Source organism: Marivita cryptomonadis (genome assembly GCF_002115725.1).
Taxonomy (GTDB): Bacteria; Pseudomonadota; Alphaproteobacteria; order Rhodobacterales; family Rhodobacteraceae; genus Marivita; species Marivita cryptomonadis.
On record NZ_JFKD01000025.1, the window covers coordinates 1 to 24,926 of the forward strand.

General features: G+C 58.1%; 23 protein-coding genes. 12 read left to right on the forward strand and 11 right to left on the reverse strand.

Going from position 1 to position 24,926, the window contains the following annotated elements:
- Nucleotides 1–919, reverse strand: a 919-nt coding sequence (locus MCRY_RS19560; RefSeq protein ID WP_085633025.1) for a LysR family transcriptional regulator, incomplete at its 3' end; no start/stop codon positions are given.
- Between the two features lie 164 nt (nucleotides 920–1,083).
- Here MCRY_RS19560 and hydA point away from each other — a divergent pair.
- The 6 genes from hydA to MCRY_RS19590 all read left to right on the forward strand — a co-directional run bounded on the left by hydA (nucleotide 1,084) and on the right by MCRY_RS19590 (nucleotide 7,643).
- On the forward strand, nucleotides 1,084–2,478 hold the full coding sequence (hydA, locus tag MCRY_RS19565; protein ID WP_085633027.1) for a dihydropyrimidinase: 1,395 nt from the start codon (nucleotides 1,084–1,086) through the stop codon (nucleotides 2,476–2,478).
- Complete coding sequence (locus MCRY_RS19570; protein ID WP_085633029.1) at nucleotides 2,475–3,242, forward strand: maleate cis-trans isomerase family protein; 768 nt, start codon at nucleotides 2,475–2,477, stop codon at nucleotides 3,240–3,242. Before hydA ends, MCRY_RS19570 begins: the two co-directional genes overlap by 4 nt.
- A 52-nt stretch (nucleotides 3,243–3,294) precedes the next feature.
- Complete coding sequence (locus MCRY_RS19575) at nucleotides 3,295–4,326, forward strand: TRAP transporter substrate-binding protein (RefSeq protein ID WP_085633031.1); 1,032 nt, start codon at nucleotides 3,295–3,297, stop codon at nucleotides 4,324–4,326.
- A gap of 101 nt (nucleotides 4,327–4,427) precedes the next feature.
- Entirely contained in the window at nucleotides 4,428–4,982 is a 555-nt protein-coding gene (locus MCRY_RS19580; protein ID WP_085633033.1) for a TRAP transporter small permease subunit, read from the forward strand.
- A gap of 1 nt (nucleotide 4,983) precedes the next feature.
- Nucleotides 4,984–6,285 carry a TRAP transporter large permease gene (locus MCRY_RS19585; protein ID WP_085633035.1) on the forward strand — a complete coding sequence of 434 codons (1,302 nt, stop codon included), beginning with the start codon at nucleotides 4,984–4,986 and terminating at the stop codon, nucleotides 6,283–6,285.
- Nucleotides 6,282–7,643 carry an amidase gene (locus MCRY_RS19590; protein WP_085633037.1) on the forward strand — a complete coding sequence of 454 codons (1,362 nt, stop codon included), beginning with the start codon at nucleotides 6,282–6,284 and terminating at the stop codon, nucleotides 7,641–7,643. The genes MCRY_RS19585 and MCRY_RS19590 overlap by 4 nt, the downstream gene beginning before the upstream one ends.
- A 128-nt stretch (nucleotides 7,644–7,771) precedes the next feature.
- Here the strand turns inward: MCRY_RS19590 and MCRY_RS19595 are convergent, their stop codons facing one another.
- Genes MCRY_RS19595 through MCRY_RS19635 form a run of 9 tightly spaced genes read right to left on the reverse strand, consistent with a single transcriptional unit; the run spans nucleotide 7,772 to nucleotide 17,075 of the window.
- On the reverse strand, nucleotides 7,772–8,461 hold the full coding sequence (locus MCRY_RS19595) for an aspartate/glutamate racemase family protein (RefSeq protein WP_203298682.1): 690 nt from the start codon (nucleotides 8,459–8,461) through the stop codon (nucleotides 7,772–7,774).
- Complete coding sequence (locus tag MCRY_RS19600; RefSeq protein WP_085633041.1) at nucleotides 8,461–8,970, reverse strand: nucleoside deaminase; 510 nt, start codon at nucleotides 8,968–8,970, stop codon at nucleotides 8,461–8,463. Before MCRY_RS19600 ends, MCRY_RS19595 begins: the two co-directional genes overlap by 1 nt.
- Complete coding sequence (locus tag MCRY_RS19605; RefSeq protein ID WP_085633043.1) at nucleotides 8,967–9,929, reverse strand: ABC transporter ATP-binding protein; 963 nt, start codon at nucleotides 9,927–9,929, stop codon at nucleotides 8,967–8,969. Before MCRY_RS19605 ends, MCRY_RS19600 begins: the two co-directional genes overlap by 4 nt.
- Nucleotides 9,926–10,894: an ABC transporter ATP-binding protein gene (locus MCRY_RS19610; RefSeq protein WP_085633045.1), complete on the reverse strand. Its 969-nt coding sequence runs from the start codon at nucleotides 10,892–10,894 to the stop codon at nucleotides 9,926–9,928. The genes MCRY_RS19605 and MCRY_RS19610 overlap by 4 nt, the downstream gene beginning before the upstream one ends.
- Nucleotides 10,887–12,320 (reverse strand): chlorohydrolase family protein, encoded by a 1,434-nt coding sequence (locus MCRY_RS19615; protein ID WP_085633047.1) that lies wholly within the window; start codon nucleotides 12,318–12,320, stop codon nucleotides 10,887–10,889. Before MCRY_RS19615 ends, MCRY_RS19610 begins: the two co-directional genes overlap by 8 nt.
- Nucleotides 12,317–13,498, reverse strand: coding sequence for an amidohydrolase family protein (locus MCRY_RS19620; protein WP_085633049.1), 1,182 nt, complete (start codon nucleotides 13,496–13,498; stop codon nucleotides 12,317–12,319). Before MCRY_RS19620 ends, MCRY_RS19615 begins: the two co-directional genes overlap by 4 nt.
- A gap of 4 nt (nucleotides 13,499–13,502) precedes the next feature.
- Nucleotides 13,503–14,474: an ABC transporter permease gene (locus MCRY_RS19625; RefSeq protein WP_085633051.1), complete on the reverse strand. Its 972-nt coding sequence runs from the start codon at nucleotides 14,472–14,474 to the stop codon at nucleotides 13,503–13,505.
- Nucleotides 14,467–15,459, reverse strand: coding sequence for an ABC transporter permease (locus tag MCRY_RS19630; protein ID WP_085633053.1), 993 nt, complete (start codon nucleotides 15,457–15,459; stop codon nucleotides 14,467–14,469). Before MCRY_RS19630 ends, MCRY_RS19625 begins: the two co-directional genes overlap by 8 nt.
- A 44-nt stretch (nucleotides 15,460–15,503) precedes the next feature.
- On the reverse strand, nucleotides 15,504–17,075 hold the full coding sequence (locus MCRY_RS19635) for an ABC transporter substrate-binding protein (protein WP_085633054.1): 1,572 nt from the start codon (nucleotides 17,073–17,075) through the stop codon (nucleotides 15,504–15,506).
- Nucleotides 17,076–17,095: 20 nt separating this feature from the next.
- Here MCRY_RS19635 and MCRY_RS19640 point away from each other — a divergent pair, with 20 nt between their 5' ends.
- The 3 genes from MCRY_RS19640 to MCRY_RS19650 all read left to right on the forward strand — a co-directional run bounded on the left by MCRY_RS19640 (nucleotide 17,096) and on the right by MCRY_RS19650 (nucleotide 20,155).
- Nucleotides 17,096–17,938 (forward strand): GntR family transcriptional regulator, encoded by an 843-nt coding sequence (locus MCRY_RS19640; RefSeq protein ID WP_238939669.1) that lies wholly within the window; start codon nucleotides 17,096–17,098, stop codon nucleotides 17,936–17,938.
- Entirely contained in the window at nucleotides 17,935–18,624 is a 690-nt protein-coding gene (locus MCRY_RS19645) for a flavin reductase family protein (RefSeq protein ID WP_238939857.1), read from the forward strand. Before MCRY_RS19640 ends, MCRY_RS19645 begins: the two co-directional genes overlap by 4 nt.
- A gap of 91 nt (nucleotides 18,625–18,715) precedes the next feature.
- A complete protein-coding gene (locus MCRY_RS19650; protein ID WP_203276027.1) occupies nucleotides 18,716–20,155 on the forward strand; it encodes an amidohydrolase family protein in 1,440 nt (479 codons plus the stop codon).
- 938 nt (nucleotides 20,156–21,093) lie between these two features.
- Here MCRY_RS19650 and MCRY_RS19655 read toward each other — a convergent pair.
- On the reverse strand, nucleotides 21,094–21,747 hold the full coding sequence (locus MCRY_RS19655) for a GntR family transcriptional regulator (RefSeq protein WP_085633062.1): 654 nt from the start codon (nucleotides 21,745–21,747) through the stop codon (nucleotides 21,094–21,096).
- Between the two features lie 133 nt (nucleotides 21,748–21,880).
- Here MCRY_RS19655 and MCRY_RS19660 point away from each other — a divergent pair, with 133 nt between their 5' ends.
- The 3 genes from MCRY_RS19660 (at nucleotide 21,881) to MCRY_RS19670 (ending at nucleotide 24,921) form a co-directional block, all read left to right on the forward strand.
- Complete coding sequence (locus tag MCRY_RS19660; RefSeq protein WP_085633064.1) at nucleotides 21,881–23,155, forward strand: ABC transporter substrate-binding protein; 1,275 nt, start codon at nucleotides 21,881–21,883, stop codon at nucleotides 23,153–23,155.
- Between the two features lie 69 nt (nucleotides 23,156–23,224).
- Entirely contained in the window at nucleotides 23,225–24,109 is an 885-nt protein-coding gene (locus tag MCRY_RS19665) for a carbohydrate ABC transporter permease (RefSeq protein ID WP_138487911.1), read from the forward strand.
- A complete protein-coding gene (locus MCRY_RS19670; protein ID WP_085633068.1) occupies nucleotides 24,106–24,921 on the forward strand; it encodes a carbohydrate ABC transporter permease in 816 nt (271 codons plus the stop codon). Before MCRY_RS19665 ends, MCRY_RS19670 begins: the two co-directional genes overlap by 4 nt.
- Nucleotides 24,922–24,926: the final 5 nt, after the last annotated feature.

The window sequence follows — 24,926 nt, forward strand, 5'->3', positions numbered from 1 at the left end:
CCCGGGCGTCGGCCAGCCTTTCCTGCGTGCGCGACACCAGGAATTCAGAAATCCGCCGAGCCGCGCGGGACAACGACCTGCGCGCATCAATCACGACCGAGATCGTCGGCGCAGCAAGCCCCTTGTCCGCGAGCGGAAGAAACAACAGCTCTCCACGCGCCAATTCCGGAAGCGCATCCAGCTCTGAGGTGATCATTGCGACCGCACCCTTGCGCAACGCACCTTTGAGTAACTGGATCGAATTCGACGCCATCACAGGCGCGTTTTCATCGAAGAACCAGGCGAAGCGATCGTCCAGATATTGGCGTGTCGGCAAGAGTGTGCTTTGCGCGACCAGCGCGTGGCCGTTGACCTGAGCAAGAGACGTGGAGGAGGCCCCGGCCAACGGATGACTTGGTGCCACAATACATCCAAAGCGCAACTTATCCGACCAGACCACATGCTGGTGCCGCAGCCGCGGCATGTTGAAGGCCATCACCACTTCCACCGTGCCTTCATCCAGTTGCCGCGCGGCCTCTGATGGGGTCATGATCTCTACAGCCAACCGGATGTTGGGATGCGCGTCGAGCAGCCATTCATGCAACTCCTCGAGCATCCCATTGGCCAGACTATCCATCGCCGCGAGCCGTACGCTACCGCCGTCCTGACCGCGAATCTCCTGCAGTTCTGTTGCGAGCCGCTCGGCATCGGTGTTCCAGCGCCGCGCCATCACAACCACCGCTTCGCCTGCGGCCGTGGGGCGCATACCCCGTGGGTGGCGTTCGAAAAGCGGGGATCGGTTCACTTCTTCCAGCGCCTTAATGTGCCTGTCAATCGCCGAGGCCGCAATTCCGAGTGCGCGGGATGCGGCCTGAACCGATCCGTGTTCGGCAACCGCTTGAACATAAAGCAGAGGCCTTGGAACAAGGTGAAATTTCATGCAACGACACCTTTTTGGGCATTCTAATTTCGAGAACGCAGAATTGCCTATTTTGCCATATTTGGCAATCCATTCGGTCGCTAGGCTCATGGCAACAGACTCAGCCACCAACGAGCAACCGATGATAACCGTCTACCAATCCACCCACTGTTCACAGGATCAGCATGCTTTTTGACACCGTCATTCGCGGCGCACGCGTGGTGTCGTCCAGCGAGACATCTCTCTGCGAGGTCGGCATCTCCGAAGGACGCATCGCTGCATTGGGCACAGACTTGGAAGGTGTGGAAATCATCGACGCGGAGGGCCTGATCGCCATGCCAGGTGGCATCGACAGCCACGTACACATCTCGCAACCGTCCGGGCCAGGTATCGAGATGGCGGATGATTTTGCGTCCGCCACCCGCGCAGCAGCCTGTGGCGGTAACACGACCATAATGCCATTCTGCCTGCCCGAAGACGGCCAGACCCTGCGTGAGGCCGTTGCCTCCTATCTGGCCAAGGCCGACGGGCAGTGCCTAACCGACGTTTCTTTCCACCTCATCGTCAATTCGGTCGATCCGGTGACGCTGGGCCAGGATCTGCCTGCGCTGATTGCGCAAGGCATGACCAGCTTGAAGGTGTTCATGACCTACCAAGGAATGCGCCTGACAGATGCCGAAATACTTCAGGTGATGGATGTGGCGCGGCAGCAGGGTGCGCTGACCATGGTGCACGCGGAGAACGAGGATGCCATCGAGTTCCTGCGCGACAAGGCAGAACGAAACGGGCATATCCAGCCAGTGCACCACGCGCGCAGCCGCCCGGTGCCGGTCGAACGCGAAGCCACGCACCGTGCCACCACACTGGCCGAGGTCGCGGGTGTGCCGGTGATGATCGTGCATGTCTCGAACGGAGCGGCCCTGGAGGAAATCCAGCGCGCAAGGGCGCGGGGTGTCCGCGTCTTCGCTGAGACCTGCCCGCAGTACATCACTCTCACGGCGGACGACCTTGATCGCGCAGGATTTGAAGGGGCCAAGTGGGTTTGCTCTCCTCCGCCGCGCGACACTGACGAACAGGCCGCGATCTGGGCCGGTCTGGAACAAGGCGCATTCGACGTCTTCTCATCTGACCATTGTCCATTCCGGTTCGAGGACACGGCAGGGAAGGACGCACCCGGTGCGCGGGCGTCGTTCCGCAACATTCCCAATGGCATTCCGGGTGTCGAAACCCGTCTCCCGATCCTGTTTTCGGAAGGGATCGGCAAAGGGCGTATGAGCCTCGAGACGTTCGCCGCGTTGACCGCCACCAACCACGCGCGGATCTACGGCCTCGACGACAAGGGCGCCATCGCTGTCGGCAAGGACGCCGATATCGTTCTGTGGGACCCCGCGATGACGCGCACCATCACGCAGGACGAACTACATCACGGTTCTGATTACACACCGTGGGAGGGCTTCGAAGTGACTGGCTGGCCGGTTCGCACGATCCTGCGAGGCAAGACCGTGATGCTTGACGGACATCCCGCAGGCGATCCACGAGGCATGCATGTCGCCCGTTCAAAACCGGAGGTGACAGCATGAGTTTCTATCCCATAGACGGCCGTCGCATCGGCATGTTGACGCCATCTTCGAACACGGTCCTGGAGCCTTATACTTCGGCGATGCTTGCACCGTTCGGCGACCGGGCCAGCGCCCATTTCGGGCGCTTTCGGGTGGTCGAGATTTCTATGTCTGAGGCCTCGCAATCTCAGTTCACACTCGAACCGATCCTTGAAGCCGCGGAACGGCTGGCCGAAGCGAACCCCCACCTGATCGCCTGGAACGGTACCTCCGCGAGCTGGCTTGGACTTGAAAAGGACAAGGCTCTCTGTGCCGCGATTACCGAGCGCACTGGGGTTCCGGCCACATCGACCATTCTTGCCTATGACGCGCTGTTCACGTCGATGCGCGTCAAACGGCTTGGTCTTGTCACGCCATATATCGAGGACATCGAAACCCGAATGATCGCCAACTACAAAGCGCAGGGCATCGCGGTGATCAGCGCCGCGCGCCTTGACGACAAGGGCAATTACAGCTTTGCCACCTACCCGCCCGAACAAGTCGGATCGATTGTCGAACAGGTGGCCGAGGCAAAGCCCGACGCTATCGCCATCGTCTGCACGAATTTTCGAGGTGCGCCCATCGCCGAGCAGCTCGAGAAAGCAACCGGAATTCCGGTGCTGGATTCCGTCGCTGTTACGGCGGCGCATTGTCTCCGCGAGGTCGGGCTCGACCCCGCGGAGGTTACTGGCTGGGGCAGCGTCTTTCGGGCGGCATCCCTAAAGATAGCAACCAATCCACCCTGAACACGAGAGACTGTCTGAAACCTTACACCGAGAAATCTGAAGGAGACCAACCATGTTTCGCAAGATCGCAATCGGCGCCACTGCACTGGCCGTTCTGGCTGTGCCCGCCGCGTCCGAAACCCTGCGCGTCATGGGCCAGCCCGTTGCCACCGGACTGATCCAGAAAAACATTGAACAGCCATTCTTTGAAAACTTCGCCGAGGAAACTGGGCTTGAAGGCTTTATCGCCGACTACCAGCCAGTCGATGTCACTGGCATCAAGGATACAGAGCAGTTACGCATCCTCAAAAGCGGACTGTTCGACATCGTGTCGCTTCGTCTGAGCCAGGTATCGCGCGACGAGCCAACCATCCTTGGCCTCGATCTGGTGGGCCTGAACCCCGATTACGAAACCGGTCGCAAGACCGTCGAAGCCTTTGCACCGGTGGTGGACGCCCGGTTGCAGGAAACGTTCAATACGAAGCTTTTGGGCGTCTGGCCATTTGGTCCGCAGGTGCTTTTCTGCGAACCCGAAATCGCCTCACTGGCCGATCTCAAAGGCCTTAAGGTTCGGGTTTACGACCAGAACCTAGCAGAATTTGTCAGCCTTCTTGGCGGCACGCCCGTGCCGATCGGCTTCCCCGAAGTGCAGCAATCGCTGGCGCGCGGCGTGGTGGATTGCGCCATCACCGGTCCGTCCTCTGCCAATTCGGCGGGTTGGCCCGAGGTCAGTTCATTCACGATGCCCATCGCTTTCCAGCTTGCGATGAACGGTTATGGCATCAACCTCGACACCTGGAACAACCTTTCGACAGATCAGCAGGAAAAGTTGCAGGCTGGCTTCGACACGTTGAGCGAACGGGTCTGGACCTATTCCGAGGAACTGTTCATCGACGCGGTGAACTGCAATACGGGCTCCGAACCGTGTGAGACTGGAACGAAATACGATCTGGTGCTGGTAGAGCCGACCGCCGCCGACAAGCAGCTGGTCGGTACAGCCGTGCCCAACGTCTCATTCCCGGCTTGGAAAGAGGTCTGCGATGCCACCAATCAAGGCTGCTCTGATGCCTGGATGGAAACTGTGGGCGCAGACAAGAACATGTGACCCATGCTGCTCCGGGCCTTGTGCCCGGGGCTTTCTCTTGCTCGGGCGGCATTCAGTCCTGGGCAGCACTGATCGCTCACCAACCAACACGGAGCCCCATAATGGATATTCTCGGAAAATGGGTCAGCCGCATCTTCGGCGTGTCCATGTTGTTCCTTTCGGGCTTTGTTGCGCTAGAGACTGTGATGCGCAAACTTTTCAACACCTCTTTACAAGGTGCCGACGAACTGGCGGGCTACACGCTGGCCTTTGGCGCATCGCTCGCCTTCATCGTCGCGATGATCGACCGTGCACATATCCGCATAGATGTGCTGCATGCACGTTTCCCGGTCTGGCTACAGGCGGCCATCGACTGGCTGTCTGTCATCTCGCTGGGGGTCCTGGGACTGTTTTTCCTATACGTTGGCTGGTTCGTCATCTCAGACACGCTGGCCTATGGCTCCACCGCTGCCACACCATGGCGCACGCCACTGATCTGGCCGCAATCAGCTTGGTATGCGGGACTGGCGATCTTTGCGCTGTGCAGTTTCGTGATGGTGGTTCGGGCCAGCAGGCTTTTCTTCTCAGGCCGCCACGACCAATTGGCGCAAGAGTTCAACCCGGTGTCCGCCGAGGAAGAGTTGAGTGAAGAGCTCGACCAGCTCAAGGAGCGTTGATATGGGCATTCTAGACGTTCTCATCGGGTTTTCCATCATGATGGGCTTGCTGTTGTCGGGCCTTCCCGTCGCCAGCGTGATGGTTGCCATGGGCGTTGCGGGCGGCATGATCCTCTACGGCCCGGTGCTTCTGACCAGCATGGGCCCAGTGCTTTGGGGCACCTCGAACGAGCCAGTGCTGACCGCGATTCCGCTCTTCATCCTGCTGGGAGAGCTGCTGCTGCGCTCTGGTCTGGCCGACCGCATGTATGCCACGCTGGCGTTGTGGCTCGGGCGGCTCCCCGGTGGCCTCTTGCACACCAATATCGGCTGCTGCGCGCTCTTTGCCGCAACGTCCGGTTCTTCCGTCGCCACCGCAGCCACGGTTGGTACTGTTGCCCTACCTACTTTAATGGAGCGCAAATACCGCGCCTCACGCGCGCTCGGTTCACTGGCGGCAGGCGGCACGCTGGGTATCCTTATCCCACCATCGGTGAACCTACTGGTCTACGGCTCGTTGGCCAGCGTTTCAGTCGGCCAGCTGTTCATCGCCGGGGTCATCCCCGGTATCCTGCTGACGCTGCTTTTCATGGCGTTCATCGCAGCACAGGACATCCTGTCGCCCGGCGGTGCCTTTCAGGACGCAGACGTTCCGTGGTCGGTCAAGCTGAACGCGCTGAAAAACCTCGTACCAGCCGCCACCGTGTTCCTGATTGTTATGGGTTCGATCTATCTTGGCATTGCGACACCGACGGAAAGCGCCGCACTCGCGGTGATCGTTGCACTTGGCTTTGTCTGGTTCGAGGGCAAGCTAAGTCTCGCCTTTCTCGACATCTGTTTTCGCAAGACTGCACGGACAACGGGCATGATCCTGCTGATCATCGTTGCCGCCTTCACGCTGAACGTGACGCTGGCCCTGGGCGGGATCACCGGGGTAATGTCAGCTTGGGTCAACGGGCTGGGGTTGAGCGCGGTTGAACTGCTGTTCACGCTGATGATTTTCTACCTGGTGCTTGGCATGTTCATGGACGTGCTATCGATGCAGGTGCTGACAATCCCCATTGTCGTCCCGATCATTGTTGCCGCCGGTATAGACCCGATCTGGTTTGGCATCTTCGTGGTGCTGATGTGCGAGGTGGGCATGATCACTCCGCCCGTTGGTATGAACCTTTACGTTGTACAGGGCGTACGCAACGACAAGGGCCCGTTCACCGACGTGATCGCGGGTGCGGTCCCATATACCGGGCTGATGTTGCTATTTACTTCTGCACTTATCTTCTGGCCGGGCATCGCGACGTGGCTGCCAGAGGCGTTGGGACGATGACGCCAAGTGAACAAAAGAACGCTATCCCCGATGTCTCCGCTTTGTTGGAGGGCTATCGCACACGTCTTTATGATCCCGTAACTCAAATGCAGGCCTGTTTGGAACGCATCGACCGGCTGCAACCCAAACTCAACGCGTTTTCTGCCCACAACGCAGGCGCGCAGGAAGAGGCTCAGGCTTCGCGCGCGCGGTGGCAGGACGGCACGCCTCTTGGACCGCTCGACGGCGTGCCGATCATCATCAAAGACAACCTGATGTCCGCAGGTCTGCCCGCCGCCTGGGGCAATGCGGAACTGAGCAAGCGCGTCTGTATCCAAGACGAACGTCCGGTCGCCGCCTTGCGCAAAGCGGGCGCCATCGTGCTGGGCAAAGGTAACACGCCGGAATTCGCCGTTGACGGCTACACCGGCAACCAGACCTTTGGCACAACACGCAATCCGTTCAATCCATCGTTGACGCCCGGTGGCTCTTCAGGCGGCGTCGTGGCGGCAGTGGCCTCTGGTATGGCGCTGGCAGGACTCGCCACAGATGGCGGAGGCTCGATCCGGCGGCCCGTGGGCTATACCGGTCTTTGGGGGCTGAAGCCTGGTATCAATAGCGTGCCCCGTGGTGGCGGTCTTCCACAGGTGTTGCTGGATTTCGAAACCGTGGGACCGGTCACCCGCTCGGCCCGGGATCTTTCACTCTTCTTTTCTGCCTTGTCGGACAGCCCGGTATCCACACCATCGCGCACGCTGCGCATTCTCGCTGTGGAACGCATGCCCGCAGCTCCGTGCGACCCGGGAATACGCGCGGCTTTTGCCCGCACGACGTCGCGGTTACAATCGCTGGGTCACAGCGTCGAGACCGGAGAACTCCCGATCGACCTCGTTCCACTGGGCAAACTCTGGCCGCAGATCGTCGAAATCGGACTTGCGCATCTGGCGCAGGCCGATCCGCGGGTCATGGCGTCCGCCGCACGGAAATACCGCGACATGGCGGCGCGAGGAGCCGAGCATGGCGCGGTAGGTCTTTACGACGCGATGACACGCGTCTTTGCCATGCGGGAGGCCGTGCGCGGCTTGTGGGGCTTTGATGCAGTTCTCCTACCCACGGCCGCTGCCCAGCCGTGGCTTGCCGAGGAAGCCTATCCCTCAGTGATCGACGGCCAACAGGTCGGCCCGCGCGGTCACGCAGTCTATACCGGATGGGTCAACGCAACTGGCCTGCCCGCCCTCGCCTTTCCGGCTGGACTGGCTGGAGGAATGCCGGCCGGCATGCAACTGGTTGCCGATCACGGCGGCGAGGCAATGCTGCTTGATCTAGCTGATGCACTGGAAAGGCATCCGCAATGCGATTTAGCTGTCGTGCGACCTTGATGCCATTTTGGCCGGAACTGTAGGCAATGGAAAACGGGTTCCAAGCCTATTCTAAAAGCCTCTGAAATCACTCACGAAGTTTAACCCACCTGCGTTAACTGTCACTTTGGCCACAATCAATCACGCGGCTACATGTTAGCAAAAGCCACAGACTGCAAGATCGCACAAGTTAGCGAGTCAAGAACTGGAAAATCCAAACAAGGCCTCAGAAGGTCGGCAAACCCTACCATCCCTGCTCCACCTAGGATGACAACGTCGGCACCGCCTTTGCGCGCCAGGTCGACCTTCTTGGCTATAAAGGGAAGTGCTTTCTGAGGTTCTGCTGCCAAGACATCCCCTGTTTGGTCCAGTGTATAGACCCCGCTCATGCGTGAAGAGAGTCCAGTAACTCCAACGAAATCCCTCAGCATCGGCTCCCAAGCAGACCCGCCCGTCACGATTGCGAAACGGCGTCCCACCTGGCAAGCGACATGGCAAGACGCTTCTGCCATGCCGATTACGGGTATCGGCAATTGGTCCCGCACAGTCCACAGTCCGGGATCACCAAAACAGGCAATCACCAATGCATCTGGCATTGTTTCGGCATCAAGTTTCTCTGCAAATTCCACGACCGCTTCAGCTGCGACCAAGGCAGTATCCTGATCCGAAATGTATTTGTGGCCACGCGCGACCGTTGCTCCGCGGCAGTTTGGATGCAAGACGCGTGCGGCATCCAGCATTTTGTCCGTCATGGCTGTATTGGTGTTCGCATTCAACAGCAGGATATCAGGAAGAGCATAGGTCCTGTCAGGCCCGTCATGCACCTGGCGACCACGCATCACGGCACATTCCGTCTCGCAAGCGCTTGGTTGGCCCATTCCTTGAGAACTGTCGACGCGTCTTGGTCCAGCGCCTGCTGCGCGGGAAGGTGCCGTTGGTCGATTGAGTGCGCACATTCGTGACGCAATCGATCAACATCGATTGGGAATCTGGCGTCTTCGGGCAAGGCCCCCAAGGCGGAGCCCGCCTGCGCCATACTTGCGGCGTAATACAATTGCGAAATTCCGGCAATTTCCATCGCAGCCACGCACAGCGCGCATGGTTCGCAGCTGGTATAAAGCTCACAGCCCCGCAGATCGACGGTTCCAAGCTTGCGACAGGCGTCTCGGATTGCCTCAGTTTCGCCATGCGAGGTCGGGTCATGGTTTTGAACCGACCGGTTGATGCCTTCGCCAATGATCTGACCATCGCGTACGACGACGGCACCGAAGGGTTCTGTTCCCGGCGTTACCAAGGCTTCGGCCGAAATCTCGATGGCGCGACGCATCAAGGCTTCCACATAACTCATTTGCGTGTCTCCTCTGCGGCAAAGCACGCGACACGCCCCTGATGGACATCTGCGTTGCGCACTGGGCGTTCTGACATGCAGCGATCAAAGGCCAAGGGGCAGCGCGGATGGAAACTGCACCCCTTGGGCGGCGCAATGGGCGACGGCACCTCCCCGCCCATAGGCTTGCGGTCCCTGTTTGGCACTTTCAGGTCGGGGATCGTCTCCAGCAGCATCCGCGTATACGGGTGCAAGGGACGTTCAAAAAGATCGGCCTTCGGTTGTATTTCAACAATGCGACCCAAGTACATCACAGCAATTTCATCGGCCATATGACGCACGACGGATAGGTCGTGGCTGATGAACAGATAGGTCAAGCCGAAGTCTCTTTGCAGCTGTTTCATCAGGTTAAGCACCTGCGCTTGAACGCTGACGTCCAGCGCCGATGTCGGCTCGTCACAGACAAGAAACTCTGGGTCTCCGGCCAATGCGCGTGCAATCGAAATTCGCTGTCGCTGGCCACCTGAAAACGCGTGGGGATACTTCGAAGCGTCAGAAGGCGACAAACCAACAGTCCGCAACAATTCGTCGACACGGGCCCCCAGATCGACCGCCGAGGTCTCGGGCCGCAGGGTCCGCAAAGGCTCGGCAATAATACGCCCGACCCTCCAGCGCGGATTGAGCGAGGCATATGGGTCCTGAAAGATCATCTGCATGCGGTTCGGATCACCGTGAAACTGGATCGCCCCACCAGACGGTTCATAGAGGCCGGTCACCAGCTTTGCGATGGTGCTCTTGCCACACCCAGATTCGCCGACGATGGCGAGGGTCTGCCCCCGCCGGATCTGAAAATCGACCCCGTCAACGGCCCGAAGCGTTTGACGGGGTTTGCGTTCGATGACGCGGTTCAGCCATGGTGCGGAAACATCAAAACGGCGTTCCAGCGCCACAGCTTCGAGAATGGCATCGGTCCGGTTCATTCGGTCGCTCCCTCCAGTGCCAGCCAGCAGGCAGCCCCCGTGCCGTTGATCCGGGGAACTTCGGTGCGGCACCGCGTGCCAGCGTGGGCGCATCTTGGATTGAACGCACACCCCTGTGGGATTGCGTCCAACCGGGGCATTGACCCGGGGATCATCTGCAGTTCCGCCACGTCACCATGCATGCTGGGGATCGAGCCCATGAGTCCCTCGGTATAAGGGTGACGTGGGCGTCTCACTACGTCTTCGACTGTACCCATTTCGGCGATCCGCCCAGCATACATCACAGCGACGCGGTCAGCCGTTTCGGCGATCACCCCCATGTCATGCGTGACCAGCATCACCGCAGTCCCACGCTCGCGACACAACTGGCGCAAAAGCGCCGTGATCTGCGCCTGAATCGAGACATCAAGCGCCGTTGTCGGTTCATCCGCCACAATCAGTTCCGGCTCAGCGCACAATGCCAACGCGATGACCACGCGCTGCCTCATGCCACCTGAGAACTGGTGCGGATAGGCGTCGATACGGTTTTCCGGTGCAGGGATGCCAACCTCGCGCAACAGCTCCAGTGCCCGCGCACGCGCCTGTTCCTTGCCCAGGTCCGTGTGCAGGCGAATGGTCTCGACCAGTTGATCGCCCACGCGGAACAAGGGATTAAGCGACGTCAGTGGGTCTTGGAAGATTGCACCGATCCGACCGCCGCGCACGTTTTCCATTTCACGCTCTGAAAGGGTGTCGATACGATCGCCAGACAGCCATATCTCACCACCCGCAATGCGGCCCGGCGGCTCCAGAAGGCCCAGAATGGCAAGGCCTGTCATCGACTTGCCAGCACCGCTTTCCCCAACGACGCCAAGGATTTCGCCGCGCTGGATCGAAAGGGAAACGCCGTCCAGCGCCGTCAGTATACCAGTCCTCGTGGGGAACTCGACGCGCAGGTCGCGGACTTCCAGAACGGTATCAGTCATGGGACGTCCTCCGGTAGCTCTGACGGAAAATGTCGCGCACGGGCGGATGCCCAACCGTTCGGTCAGGGTATTTCGCAATCAGATCGTTGAACTGAGCCTGCGCACGCCGGTGGTCTGCCACGTCGTCGACGCCGGGGATTTGCCGGTCCTGCATTACACGGCGTCCGTCGATCCAGACATCGCGCACATCCCGTCCGCTACATGACGTCATCAGCGTCTGGATCGGATCCGGCCCTTGCAGTGCCTGTCTCAGGTCAATCACTGCGATGTCGGCCTTTGCGCCGCATGCAAGCCGTCCGATATCATCGCGACCAAGCGCTCGCGCACCGCCAAGAGTGGCCGCATCGTAAAGCATGTCTGACGTCGCCGCCGGCATGCCATCCGCCAACCGAGCCGTCATCATGCCGATCTGAAGGTTCAGGATCATGTCGGCGGGCCAAGTGTCGGTTCCCATGCCGATGTTTATTCCCATCGCCAAACAGCGCGGCAGGCTGCGCAGCATCCCACCATGGCGACCCGAGACCAGCGGGCAATGCACGATGGTTGCGCCCGCATCGCGGATCATCTCGAAATCGAGTGGGGTGGCCTGTGTCCCATGAGGCAACAGCCAGTTAGACCCAAGCGCGTCCTGCGCGGCCAGGTACTCGATTGGCGTCATCCCGTGCTGGTCCTTGACCAGACGCAATTCAATTTCGGACTGCAGACAATGCTGACGGACAGGAGCACCCATCTCGCGGGCTAGTTCGGCAGTCCGGCGGACAAGGTTCGGGGTGCAAGTTTCAATCCGGTCCGGTGCGAACATCGCCTTGATGCGCCCCCCTGCCCGTCCCTCGATGCGGGTGGCAAAATCTGCAGCCGCGTCCAGTTCTGCAAGGCCACGCGCTTCATCGTAGAGAGCGCGGATGTTTCCGGCCTCATCGGTGACCTGCCCGCCCGATCTGTAGGCCGGACCAAGGTAAACCCGGAGGCCCAGTTCTTCGGCGGCATCTGCAGCCGCTTCGAATTCGGCGACGGTCTCGCCCCATTCACGGTAGAACAGCGACGCGATCGGCAAGGCTGTGGTGATCCCGTTTCGGATCAACTCGGCAAAGGCAAAGCGTTTTTGGAACGCCAGTTCCTCAGGTGTGTACATCTCGTACGGACCGCGTTCGACATAGCTTTCCGGCCAAACACGGCCCTTGCGCCATGCTGGAAAGTTGTCGAAGCCAAGAATCGTGGTGTCGAGGTCTGACAGCGCATCCAGATCAACGAACCCGGGCGACAGGATCGCTTCGCCATAGTCAACACGCTCGGCATCTAATTCCGGCACCGGGCCGACATGTGCCACCCGGTCCCCTTCGATCAGAACGCTGCCATTTTCATGGATGACATGGGAGTCGCCGTCAAAGCCGATCACCCACCGCGCTGTCAGAAGCGTTCGTGTCATGGCGCCTCAAGGACACATGTGCCGTCACGGGCGGTGACCTTGCCGCCCTTCAGGACAAGTTTGCGGGGTGCGCGGCTGACCACGGCGTCTGTGAGGGTTTCGCCTTCAACCAGCACGGCGTCGGCCTTGTCGCCCGGGGCGAGCCCGTAGCCCTTCAACTCCATGATCGCAGCACCACCAAAGGTGCAGATATCAAGGGCAATTTCCACCTCGTCATCCCGGCGCAAGTTGTTGCGCTGGCCAATGAACATGGCGCGTTCCAGCATGTCGCCATTGCCATAGGGTCCCCAAGTATCGCGGAACCCATCCGATCCCGAACCTGTCAGGATACCCAGCTCTTTCAATTCCTTCACTGCAGGCACCGGCGCCGAGGCTGGTGCCGTCGTGATGATGTGGATGCGCGCTTCAGCCAATTGCTCCTGTAGGGCGCCGACATAGGAACGATCCATTCCGCCAAGGCAAAAGGCATGGCTGATGGTCACCTTTCCTTGCATTCCATGCGCGAGGGTGCGAGCGATGATCTCTTCGGTAGAATACCCGCCAAGCAAATCGCGTTCATGCAGATGGATATCAATCGGTTTGCCGTGCTTTTCAGCCAGACCGAAAATCGCATCGAGATGCGCACGGGGATCGCGGTCAATGCCACAGGGGTCCAGCCCCCCAACAACTTCTGCACCCATCGCAAGTGCCGCGTCCATCATCTCGACCGTGCCGGGGCGTGTGATCATGCCCGACTGCGGAAACGCCACGATTTCGATATCGACATAGCCCGCAAGCTTTTCACGGGTGGCCATGACACCCTCGATCCCGGCCAAACCGTGATGTGTATCAACGTCCACATGGCTGCGGATGTGGGTTGTGCCGAACCCCATAGACTGGATCGACTGGCGTTCGGATTGCACCCTTGGGTCAAGTCCAAGCGCGACTTTCACCTCGCGCTCATTGGTGATCTTGTCGATCAACCTCGGGCCAACCTCATTGCGATACCAAGGCAGCCCAAGCAGCGATTTGTCGAGATGGGTATGCGCCTCGACAAGACCGGGGATCAGGATGCGCCCACCGCAGTCAATTTCTTCTGCACCGGGTGCGGCCATTTTGGCGAAAAGACCGTCGGTGATCGCCAAGTCTGTCGCGGTCTGCCCCATCGGGCGCACATTCTTCAAAAGCAAGTTTGTCATGTCATCACTGTAATTTGGGGTTGAGGGCATCGCGCAGCCAGTCGCCGATCATGTTGACCGAAACCACGATGAGGCACAGTTGGACCGCCGGGAACACCACGATCCACCACAGGCCCGAGAACAGGTATTCGTTACCAAACCGGATCAGCGTTCCAAGCGATGGCTGGTCCGACGGCATGCCAACGCCGAGAAACGAAAGCGTTGCTTCCGACAGGATCGCTAGGCCGAAATTCAACGTGGCGGCGACCATGATCGGGGTCAGCGTGTTTGGCAGGATGTGCTGCAGCATGATCCGCCACGACTTCACCCGGATCAGCCGGGCCGCCTGAACGTATTCCTTTCGCCGTTCCACCATGGTCGATGCGCGCACGGTACGAGCGTATTGGACCCAAGACGGAACCGCGATGGCGAAGATCAGGATCGGTGCGGCCAACGCACTTTTCAACGACGGCGGCAAGGAAGCCGTGGCCATGGCAGAGATCAGGATCGCAATCAGGATGAAAGGCATCGACAAAAGGATGTCACCGATGCGCATGATGACGTTGTCGATCCAGCCTCCGAAGTAGCCAGCAATCAGTCCAAGGGTGAGGCCGACCGACAAAGCGAGGATGACTGACGCAAATCCGATGATAAGCGAGATCCGCGACCCGTAGAGGATCGCTGACAGCATGTCCCTACCCTGAACGTCAGTGCCCAAAAGGTAGGGCAACTGACCCCGCTCGTCCCAAATCGGCGGAATCTCGGAGTTCCACAGCTCTAGAGCTGCCAGATCATACGGGTTTTGCGGTGTGATCCACGGCGCCAAAAGGGCGCTGAGTGCGATCAGCCCCAAGAGAGCGGCCGCGAAGATCGCACTCGGGTGGCGCACGAAGGAATAGCCAAGGTCGCTTTCGCGCAATCGTGACCAGACACCGTTCGCCTGACGCGCACGCAAGTCATCTTTGGCTGCTGGCGCCGTCTGTTCAGGCTCAGCCATTTGCAGCTCCTGCTTTGGCGCTGTCGTCCTTCAATCGGGGATCGACCCAAGCATAGGTGACATCGACGATGGTATTGAGCGTCACAAAGATCAGGGACACCAGCATCAGGTAAGCTGCCATCACGGGAATATCCACGAAGGTGACGGCTTGGATAAACAACAAGCCCATTCCGGGCCATTGGAAAACCGTTTCGGTCACGAGGGCAAAGGCGATGAGATTTCCAATCTGCATGCCGGTCAACGTGATCACTGGCATCAGGCAATTCCGCAGCGCATGCACCCAGTGGACCCGCGCGCGCGGCACACCCCGCGCCCTTGCAAACTTGACATAATCGGTACGCAGGGTTTCGAGCATCTCGGCTCGGACCAGCCGCATCACAAGTGTGATCTGGAACGTCGACAGCGAGATCGCGGGAAGAATGAGCGCCTGTCGACCAGAAGGCGTCAAAAGCCCGGTAGACCACCACCCGACATCTACGGTTTCCCCCCGGCCAAATGCAGGCAACCAACCAAGCGAAACCGAAAACGCAAGTATAAGCAGGATGCCAACCACGAAACTTGGAAGTGATACGCCGACGATGGAGCCCAACTGGAGAAAATTCGCAAGGCGACTATTGCGGTGAACGGCTGTCAAAACGCCAAGCGGCATGCCAACCACCAGAGAAATGATCGTCGCTACCAAAACCAGTTCGATGGTCGCAGGGAACCGTTCGGAAATCAGCACCATCACGTCTTGCTGGTTTCTGTAGGAGATGCCGAAATCTCCTTGGGCCGCATTTGTGACGAACCGGACATATTGGGTCAGGAAGCCATCATTCAGTCCTAGCCGTTCACGGAGTGCGGCGCGGTCTTCTTGCGTTGCCTGTTCATTCACCATCATTTCGACGGGATCGCCGAAGGATCGGAAGATCAGGAACGCAAGAAAGGCGACCGCCAACATCACAAAAAAAGCATTGGCGGTCCGCTTGATCAGAAACGCAAGCACTGTGTCAGGCGTCCTCTTGTTTGTGGAAGTTCAAAATCCAAAGATTACTCGGACATCTGGGTGAACCAGAGACGCGGCTTGTTGTCAGGGAACAGCGGCATTTCAGCCACTTTATCCGAAACCGCCCAAGCCATCGGCTGCTGATGCAGTGGAAGCATTATATTCTCATCCTTCACGATCTGCAGAGCCTCGGTTTCATAGCCAAGACGAGTTTCCGTATCGAGCTCCTTGCCCGCCTTCTGCACCAGCGCATCGAGCTCGGGGAACGACCATCCGCCCCAATTGAAGACGCCGGAATTGCCTTCCTTGGTGTGGAAGATCTGCAAGAGCGGCGAATAGGCATCCAGCATCGGCAACGTCGCCCAGCCCAACGTGTAGACATCGGTCTGCCCGTTCGTACGTTTCGGCGATTGAACCGCACGGGGCGCGATATCCAGCTTCGGGGCCAAACCGACACGGCTCCACATTGACGCGATGGCTTGGCACAGCTGTTCTTCGTTCACGTAGCCGTCGGACATGCAATTGAATTCGAATTCCAGCCCCTCGGGCACCCCCGCCGCTGCGAGCATTGCCTTGGCAGCTTCCGGATCGTACTCTGGAATTGTATCCAATTCAGGCACATATCCGGGGATCGGAGGTGCGACAACAGCGCCGGCAACGCGGCTTTTGCCACGCATTACGCGCTCGTGGATCAGCTGCAGGTCAATGGCCTTGTACATCGCCTCACGGACTTCATTCTTTGAAAAGGGATTTGGCGCGCCCGACATAAGGGTTTCACCAAAGTTGAAACCAAGCATGATGGTTCGAAGATCGACACCCTCTAGAAGATTGACCCCCGGAGCCGCCGCGAGACGATCCAGATCCTGCACCGGCGCGCTTTCGGTGAACTGAATTTCGCCAGAGAGAAGCGCTGCAACACGGGTGGCCGCCGAATTGATCGGGCTCAATACGAACCCGTCAAGGTTATGTGCCGGCTCATCCCACCAGTCAGGGTTAACGACAAAAACCGTTTGCGCATCCGGTTGGCGGCTTTCAACGATGAAAGGCCCAGTTCCGTTTGCATTATAAGTCGCAAAGCCCTCGACACCCGCACCGATGTCGGTCGGCAACTCGGCACCATTCTCAACCAACCACTCCTCATCAAATATATGTATATTTGTCAGATCGTTAAGAAGAAGCGGATATGTTCCATTCAGGGTGATGTCGATGGTGTAGTCGTCCACAACGGAAGACGAAACATAGGCTGGAAGATTGCCTTTCAAAGGCGAATTCTCGTGACTGACACGAGCCAATGACGCTTGAACATCATTGGCCGTGAAGGGGTTGCCGTTATGGAAGGACACGCCTTCCCGCAACTTGAACCGCCAAGTCACATTATCCTCGAGAATCTCCCAAGAGGTCGCCAACGCTGGTTCGATCTTCAAGTCGAGGTTGTAGCGCACCAAGCCTTCATAAGCATGATTGAGGACGTTGATCGTGAAGCTGTCCCCGTACGAGTAGGGATCCAGTGAGCCGATGTCGCGGCTGGAGCCCCAGTTCAGGATATTTTCTGCATGCGCAGGCAGAGAAAGAGCGCCCACTGCAACGGATGCGATTAGTACAGATTTAAGATTCATGAAAACCCCCTGAGGTAGATTTGAGCAAGAAAGCGCATGCGGATCGTATACAACTTTATGAGATAACTATTGCGGATCACATTGCGGTTTGGCAAGTTTTTTGTATCCAATCGATACCTTCTATGGATACGTGCTTGAACTTCTGCCAGAAAAACTGGCAAGGGACTTACATGAGAGAGCAAAAGCAAAGCACCACGACCGATGCTGTGTATGAACTGCTGTGCAGGGCAATCATTGAGCAGGCCCTGCAGCCTGGCATGCGGCTGCCAGAAGACACTGTAGGCGAGCAATTTGGCGTGAGCCGTACAATCGTCCGGCACGCCCTTGTCAGGCTGGAAACTATGGGTCTTGTCGTCTCGCGACGCAACCGCGGGGCATTCGTCGCCGAGCCATCGATCGAAGAGGCGCAACAGATATTTCAGGTCCGCCGATGTCTTGAAACCGAAGTCATCCGCATCGGCATCGAGACGATGTCCGAAGAGGACTTTGAACAGCTCGACGCACATGTCCGCCGCGAACAGGCCATTAGGGGCAAGGACGGGCCCGTCTCGATCCGACTTTCAGGCGAGTTCCATATCCTGCTTGCACAGTTGAGCGGCAATGAGGTGTTGGCGCGATACGTCACAGAGGTTGTTCTGCGATGCTCTTTGATCATGGCCATGTATGCGAAGTCGCATTCTTCCGACTGTGCGGTCGACGAGCACTCACAAATCATCGAGGCACTTCGCACAGCCAACGCCGACCTCGCTGTTTCATTGATGGAACATCACCTCGGAGCAGTTGCAGAGCGCGCCGCGTTCAAGAAAGCACCGGATACCGTTGAATCTATTCTATCGCGATATGGCAAGGAATTGGCACATTGATCCATCACGCCATACGGTTCTCGGAATTAACGGCTCGACAGGCCTACAAGGTCATGATTGGAACTGTGGTTCCCCGCCCCATCGCGTGGGTGACTACGATTTCGCCTGATGGCGTCGTGAACGCAGCACCCTATTCGTTTTTCAATTGCCTGTCGGCCGATCCGCCCATCCTTGCATTGGGTGTCGAAAACAAACCGGACCTGAGCTTCAAGGACACGGCCTACAATATCCGCCACACGGAGGTATTCACTGTAAATATCGTGGATTTCGCCAATGTCGAAGCCATGGCAGCAACGGCTGCACCCTTTGGTCCAGAGGTCGACGAGTTGGAGATGGCCGGGCTTACGGCAGTGGACGGCACGATGGTGGCCTGCCCAAGGATCGCCGAAGCGCCAGTGGCCTTTGAATGTCGTCGACATACCTCAATCTCTGTCAGCAGTGCCCGCGAAATCATTCTCGGACGGATCGAGATGGCGCATGTACGCGAAGACATCATCGACCTCGAAACATACTACTCGAACTCAGAGAAGCTTGACGCAATCGGACGCATGGGTGGCGATGGCTATTCAATGACACGAAACGCCTTCGACCTACCGACACCATCGGTTGAAGACGTCATGGCAAAAGGTCATGCCAGCTTGGCGCAAACCGATCTGAACGTCGGGAGCAAGATTAACCCAGACTAGCGAAGTGTTATTTTCCGACACTCGCCTGTCGCCGCACAGAAGCAGGGTTGGAGAGGACGCGTGAAACATGCGTATTTCAGGAGGACCGCTCGTGAATGCCCCATATGACCTGATCTTGACATGCGCCACCATGGTGACCATGGACGTGGACCGCAGGGTTCTGGAAAAGAGCTGGATCGCGATCACTGATGACAGGATCGCGGCAATCGGCACAGGCGAGCCACCTGCAGCAACAACGGTCATAGATCGACCGGGCATGATTGCATTGCCCGGTCTTATCGATGCGCATTCTCATGCAGGGCACGGGCTTGTGCGCGGCGCGGGCGATGGCGACGGCGAACTGTGGTTCCGCATCTGCGAAGACATTTACGCTGGTGCGGCCACACCCGCTTTCTGGCGGGCCGAAGCGCAGCTGGCACTGCTTGAGCGGCTAATGGGTGGCGTGACCACCGCAGTTTCGCTCTTGGGCGGTGGTGCCGACATTTATCGAACCGACACGCCCGAGGCTGGCGATGCCCATTGCGCGGCGACACGTGCATCTGGATTGCGTACCATCATGGCGGTGGGTCCGGGCCGCCTTCCCTTTCCACGGCAGTTTGGGCCGGATCGGGCACCTGTCAGTTTCGAAGAGCAAATGGCTGTTTGTGAAGACCTGATGAGTCGCCATGACGATGTTCTTATGCAAGGCACTGGAGTCGCTCTAATCTTCCCAGTCTATACCCCTAACCACATGAAAGAGAATGCCCCCGAGATCCGAACCATGTCGCGGGCCATGCGCGACCTGCAGGATCGCAGCGGCGTTCTCTTCACCCAAGATGGTCACCGAACGGATACAATCGCGCTAGCTGCCGAGCTTGGTCTTCTGTCAACAAAAGCCGCGCTCAGTCATAGCATTGACCTTAGCCCTGCGGACTTCGAGGCGCTCGCCCTCACCGGGGCAGCAATTATACACAATCCGTCGGCCATCATGTCGATCCGCGGCAGATGCCCGGTTCCGGAACTGATCGACGCAGGGATCACTGTCTGCCTTGGCTCTGATGCCGGCGCGCCAGATCGCGGGTTCGACATGTTTCGCCACATGGCACAGGCGATGCACTACCACCGCCGCCACTTCCAAGATGCAGGCATTCTGCCCGAGGGTAAGGCGCTGGAAATGTGCACGATCGACGCTGCTCGCGCATTGGGCCTCGAGACTGAAATCGGGTCGTTGGAGGTTGGAAAAAAGGCGGACATCGTGTTGCTGGACGGGCGACGCGCACATCTATGGCCGCCTGTCATGCCCTTGAACCGGATCACACATTTTGCCAATGCGGCCGATGTGAATACTGTAATCGTCAACGGCCGGGTGCTGTTGGATGACCGAAAGCCGCTTCTGATATTGCCCAACGATGTTCTTGCCGAGGCTGAAGCAGAGGCCAACCGCGTTTTTGCAGTCAGCGGGCATGCCGACGCGCGACGCGAGCATGCTCAAACCTGGGGCAACCACCGAAAACAAACCCGCGGCTATGCGCCATCGGGTTCCAAGCAATAAGTACCTCGCTCAGATTGAAAGCTGGCAAAAGTCGAAGGAAAAAATTGTCACTGCACGATCAACCCTCTGTTTACACAGGTCGCGTGCGATTTTGATCAAATGGGTCGACCGACAGGGTAGGATTTCAAATATCCGCTACGAAAATCATGCGAAATCAAGCGATTAGCACATGATCACGTACTACACACGACGCACTTTAAATACTTGAATTAACTTGAAAATCGCCACCGCCCATCATGGGAGCACAGGATAATCGCGCTGCCGAGGTTGCTGCGTTGTAAGGTATTATCGCTCTCCTATGGTCCGCGTCGCGTCCATGTTGCACACATACTGTACGGGAATTGGGGCAGTCCAGCCCCCCGAAAGGGAAGGCAGGTAAACGGCGGTGAATAGGTAGGTTTGTGTTCTTGCGCCTCTGCTCAGTCGTAAAGCCAAAACCGCACGCGACTTCCAAAGGCAAAGAAAGCAGCTCACTTTGGGCGGCTCATTTCTGTAAAACAATGCGTGGCTCTTCAAATAGAGCCGATTTGGCTGCGCTTTCCAATCAACCGATCTGCATTGATCTCATATCAATTTGCCTCTGCCGACCGTCGCCGCCCAGGCGGGAAATGACAGGAACGAACCCATTCTGTGAATTCTAATTCTATGCGGCGTGCGCTTGCTACTTGGACGATACTACGTCAGCGAGAAATCCGATGCCGCCGCACAGCGGATGATGCGGCCATTGGTCTATGACGCAGCATAGATCAGCAGCCAAATTTACGCTTCGCGAGAACAGCGACTCTTTGGCTACAACTGCGCCGATGCCCACCTTTGAAGCCTTGAATGCAAAGTGATCGTCATTCCTAGCATTGTTTTATCTGAACACACGATAGGGCATCCTGGGTGTCTTGGTTCGAGTATTCTCAAACGGGTGTGCCTTGGGTACGATGGTGGCCTTATGCGGTTTGGGCTCGCGCTCCGAACCGGCGGTTGTAAAGGGTGCGGTAAGCCTCGGCCGATGCAGGCAAATGGGCGCGAACCGCTGCGACAAGCGCCTCTTCTGACGTGCCGCGCAAGGCCGCGATGATGTCAAAGTGCTGGCTGACGATTTGTTCCATATGAGTCTCATCGTCGTATTTGACAACGCGAATAGGCTGCGCTGCGCGGGCGTGTTTGCTGATCAATTCAGCAAGGCGCGGGTTTCCACAGCACGAATACTGCACTTCGTGAAACTCTTGATTGAGCCAGAAGACGGATCGAAAATCGTGCTCCTTAACCGCCTTTTCATGGCGACGTGCGATGTCTTCCAACCGCGTCGCAATCTGTTGGCTACAGGGAAGGTTCGTACGTTCCGCGGCAGCCGTTTCCAGGATGATCCGAACGTCATATAGCGCATCAACCTCATCTGGGGTGAAGTCCACCACCTCAACCCCGCGATTGGGCCGTCGTACCAGAAGCCCACGCGCTTCGAGCTCTGCAAAAGCGTTGCGCACCGCATGCCGTTTGGCGCCATAGATCTCCATAACCCGGTCTTCGATGATTCTCGCGCCAGGCGGATACACACCGAAAATAACGTCGTTCTCTAGGTCCTGTGTCAGCAGGTCGGACATACTGGACACTCCGTTTCCTTCAATAAAACCAACTTAGCAGGTCAGGAAAATCTGTCCATTCCAAATTATCAATAATCTTATTGACGAAACTTTCGTCGTCCGTCTACGCTGGGGACAGTCAAGGGAGGAAACTATGAAACTATTTACCAGCGCGATTGCGATCGCAGCTTCACTGTGCGGCGCTCAGGCTTTCGCATGGGAGGCAACAGAAGGTCGGCCATTCGACGGTCAGACCGTGAATGTATTGGCCGTGAAATCCAGCCAGTTCGAGGCGCACGAAGCCCGGCTGGCCGAATTCGAAGAGGCCACGGGCATCGACGTCGTGTACGATTACGTGCCGTTCCCGAACATGAAAGAAGCCCTGACAACCGAAATGGTTGCGGGCGGCGATTATGATGTTGTGTCGGTGATGGATCAGTGGGTGTCATCGCTGCAAATGCTGTTGGCGCCGATTGGGCCGGGCATTGAGGCACAGGGCACCGACCTGAGTGATTTCCCTGCGGCACACATTCGTCATGGCATGCTGAACGGTGAATTGATCGGCCTGCCGGTGCGCGGCCACGTTCAATTGATGTTCTATCGGACGGATCTTCTGGAAGAAGCTGGCGTGACGCCCCCACAGACCTGGGAAGACATGGTCACAGCCGCGAAAACCATTCAGGAGAAAACCGACGCCGCTGGCGTGGCACTGCCGTATGGCAAGCTCAATGGTCAGAACCTGATGGTTTGGATGAACCTGCTTTGGGGCAATGGTGGCGATCTGTTTGATGCAGGCGGCAATGCGATCTTCAATTCCGATGCTGGTGTTGCGGCGACTGAAACCTACGTCAGCTACCTGACCGAGGAAGAAATCGTTCCTGCAGGTTCTGCCGTGTTTGTTGAGCAGGATGCCGTGACCAGCTTTAAGCAGGGCAACTCCGCGATGCTTCCTGTTTGGTGGTGGGTGCGTTCGCAACTGAGCGATCCTGAGCAATCCACGCTGACGGCCGACCAGATCGGGTTTACGGCCCTGCCATCGGTCGCCGGTGCAGACCGCACAACCTTCACCAACACCTGGATCTTTGGTGTGACGGCCGAATCCGACAACAAGGACGCCGCTACGGAATTCCTTGGTTGGCTGACCGATCCTGCACTTGAGCGTGACGTGCTGATGGACCCTGATCTGTCCGAGGTTGTTGCCGTTCACATGTCCAACTTGACGGATCCTGAGGTCAACGCGCGTTGGGGCGGCATGCACCAGGCGGCGGCTGACGCTCTGGCGACGGCAGACGGTGTGGAGTTCGGCGACAACTGGCCGCGCATCGTGCTGATCCTTGAGACAGCGATCTCCAGCCTTGCGTCCGGCGAAGCAACCGACGTGCAGGCGACACTCGACAAAGCCGCCGAGGATATCGCGGCAATCCGCTAGCCTCCCCAGGGCTGGGCGGCATCTGTCGCCCGGCCCCTTTCTTTTCCTAGATCGTGATGAGGTGCCCCCGTGAAAGATCGGCTACTGCCCTATTGGTTATTGATCCCGGCCTTCATCATCGTGCTGGCGACAACGATCTACCCTCTTGCCTATTCGTTCATCACGTCGTTTCGCGCCTGGGACCTCACCAAAAGCCGCCGCCCCGAAGGCTTCGTCGGCCTCGATAATTACCTTTATGCCGCTGGCGAAAGCCAATTTCTGAACTCGCTTTGGGTGACGTTTGTCTTTGTGATCACCAGCGTGATCCTGACGGTGGTGCTGGCCATGGCGCTTGCGCTGCTGCTGCGCCGCAAGGGGCCGATGCATACCTTCACGCGCATCATCCTGATCCTGCCTTTCGCGATGAGCCCCGCGCTGATCGGTGTCAGCTACCGCTTTATGTTCAACCCCGAATTCGGCGTCATCGCCAATGGCTTGGGCGCTGTGTTCCCCGCGTTGCAGGGCGTGCCGTGGCTGGCTGATCCGCAACTGGCCATGGGCATTCTGGTGCTGACAGATGTTTGGCACTGGACGCCTTATATGACCTTCATGTGTCTGGGCGGCCTTGCCTCCATCCCGCGCGAAACCGAGGAAGCGGCGCGCATCGACGGTGCATCCAACCTGCGCATCGTGTTTGGCATCATTCTGCCGCAGATGCGCGGTGTAATCCTTGTGATGGCGGTTCTGAAAACGATCTTTGCTCTGAAGATGTTTGATCAGGTCGTCACGCTGACAGGGGGTGGACCAGGCACATCGACCGAAACGCTGGCCTATTTCATCTTTAACGTAGGCTTCCGCTGGTTCGACATGGGCTATGCCTCGGCGCTGGCGTGGATCCTGACGGCGATCATGATGTTCATCTCAATCTGGTATGTCCGCATGCTGCTGAGCGAAAGAAAGATGGCAACCGCATGAGAAAGACGCTCGCATATCTGGGCGAACGCGCCCTTCTTGCCCTGATCTCGTTTGTGGTCCTGTTCCCGATCGCGTGGATGTTTCTGACCGCCTTCAAACAGCCCCGCGACGCCTATTCCCTATCGCTGATTTTTGAACCGACGGTGCAGAACTTCGTCACCGTGTTCTCGGAGCCGTGGAACCTTGGGTCGATGGTTCTGAACTCGGTCATCGTAGCCACGGTGACGGTTGCGATTGCGGTGCCTTGCGCGGCGCTGGCGGCCTATTCGTTCTCTCGGTTTAGGGTAAAAGGACGCAAGTTCCTGTTCTTTCTCATCCTGTCCACACAGTTCATTCCTGCCGTGGTGATCGTGCTACCGTTCTTCTTAATGTTCCGGCAGTTGGACCTTCTGGACACGCGTATCGCATTGATCATCGTCAACCTGGCCATTGTGACGCCCTTTGTGATCTGGATGATCAAGGGCTTCATCGACGCGATCCCGACAGACAGCGAAGAAGCGGCGATGATCGACGGTGCATCCCGCCTGCGGGTGATCAAAGACATCGTCATGCCCATGGCCGCCCCCGGCATCATGACCTCATCGATCTTCTGCTTTATCCTGACGTGGAACGAATTTCTGTTTGCGCTGATCCTGTCGCGCCGCGATGCTGTCACCCTGCCCGTCGGCCTTGTCAGTTTCCGCACCGAACGCGGCGATCTTTGGGAATTGATGAGCGCGGCCGGCGTCATGATTACCGTGCCGATCTTTATCATGGCCCTGTTCATCCAGAAACACTTTACGCGCGGCATGACGGCCGGTGCGGTCAAATAAAAGGA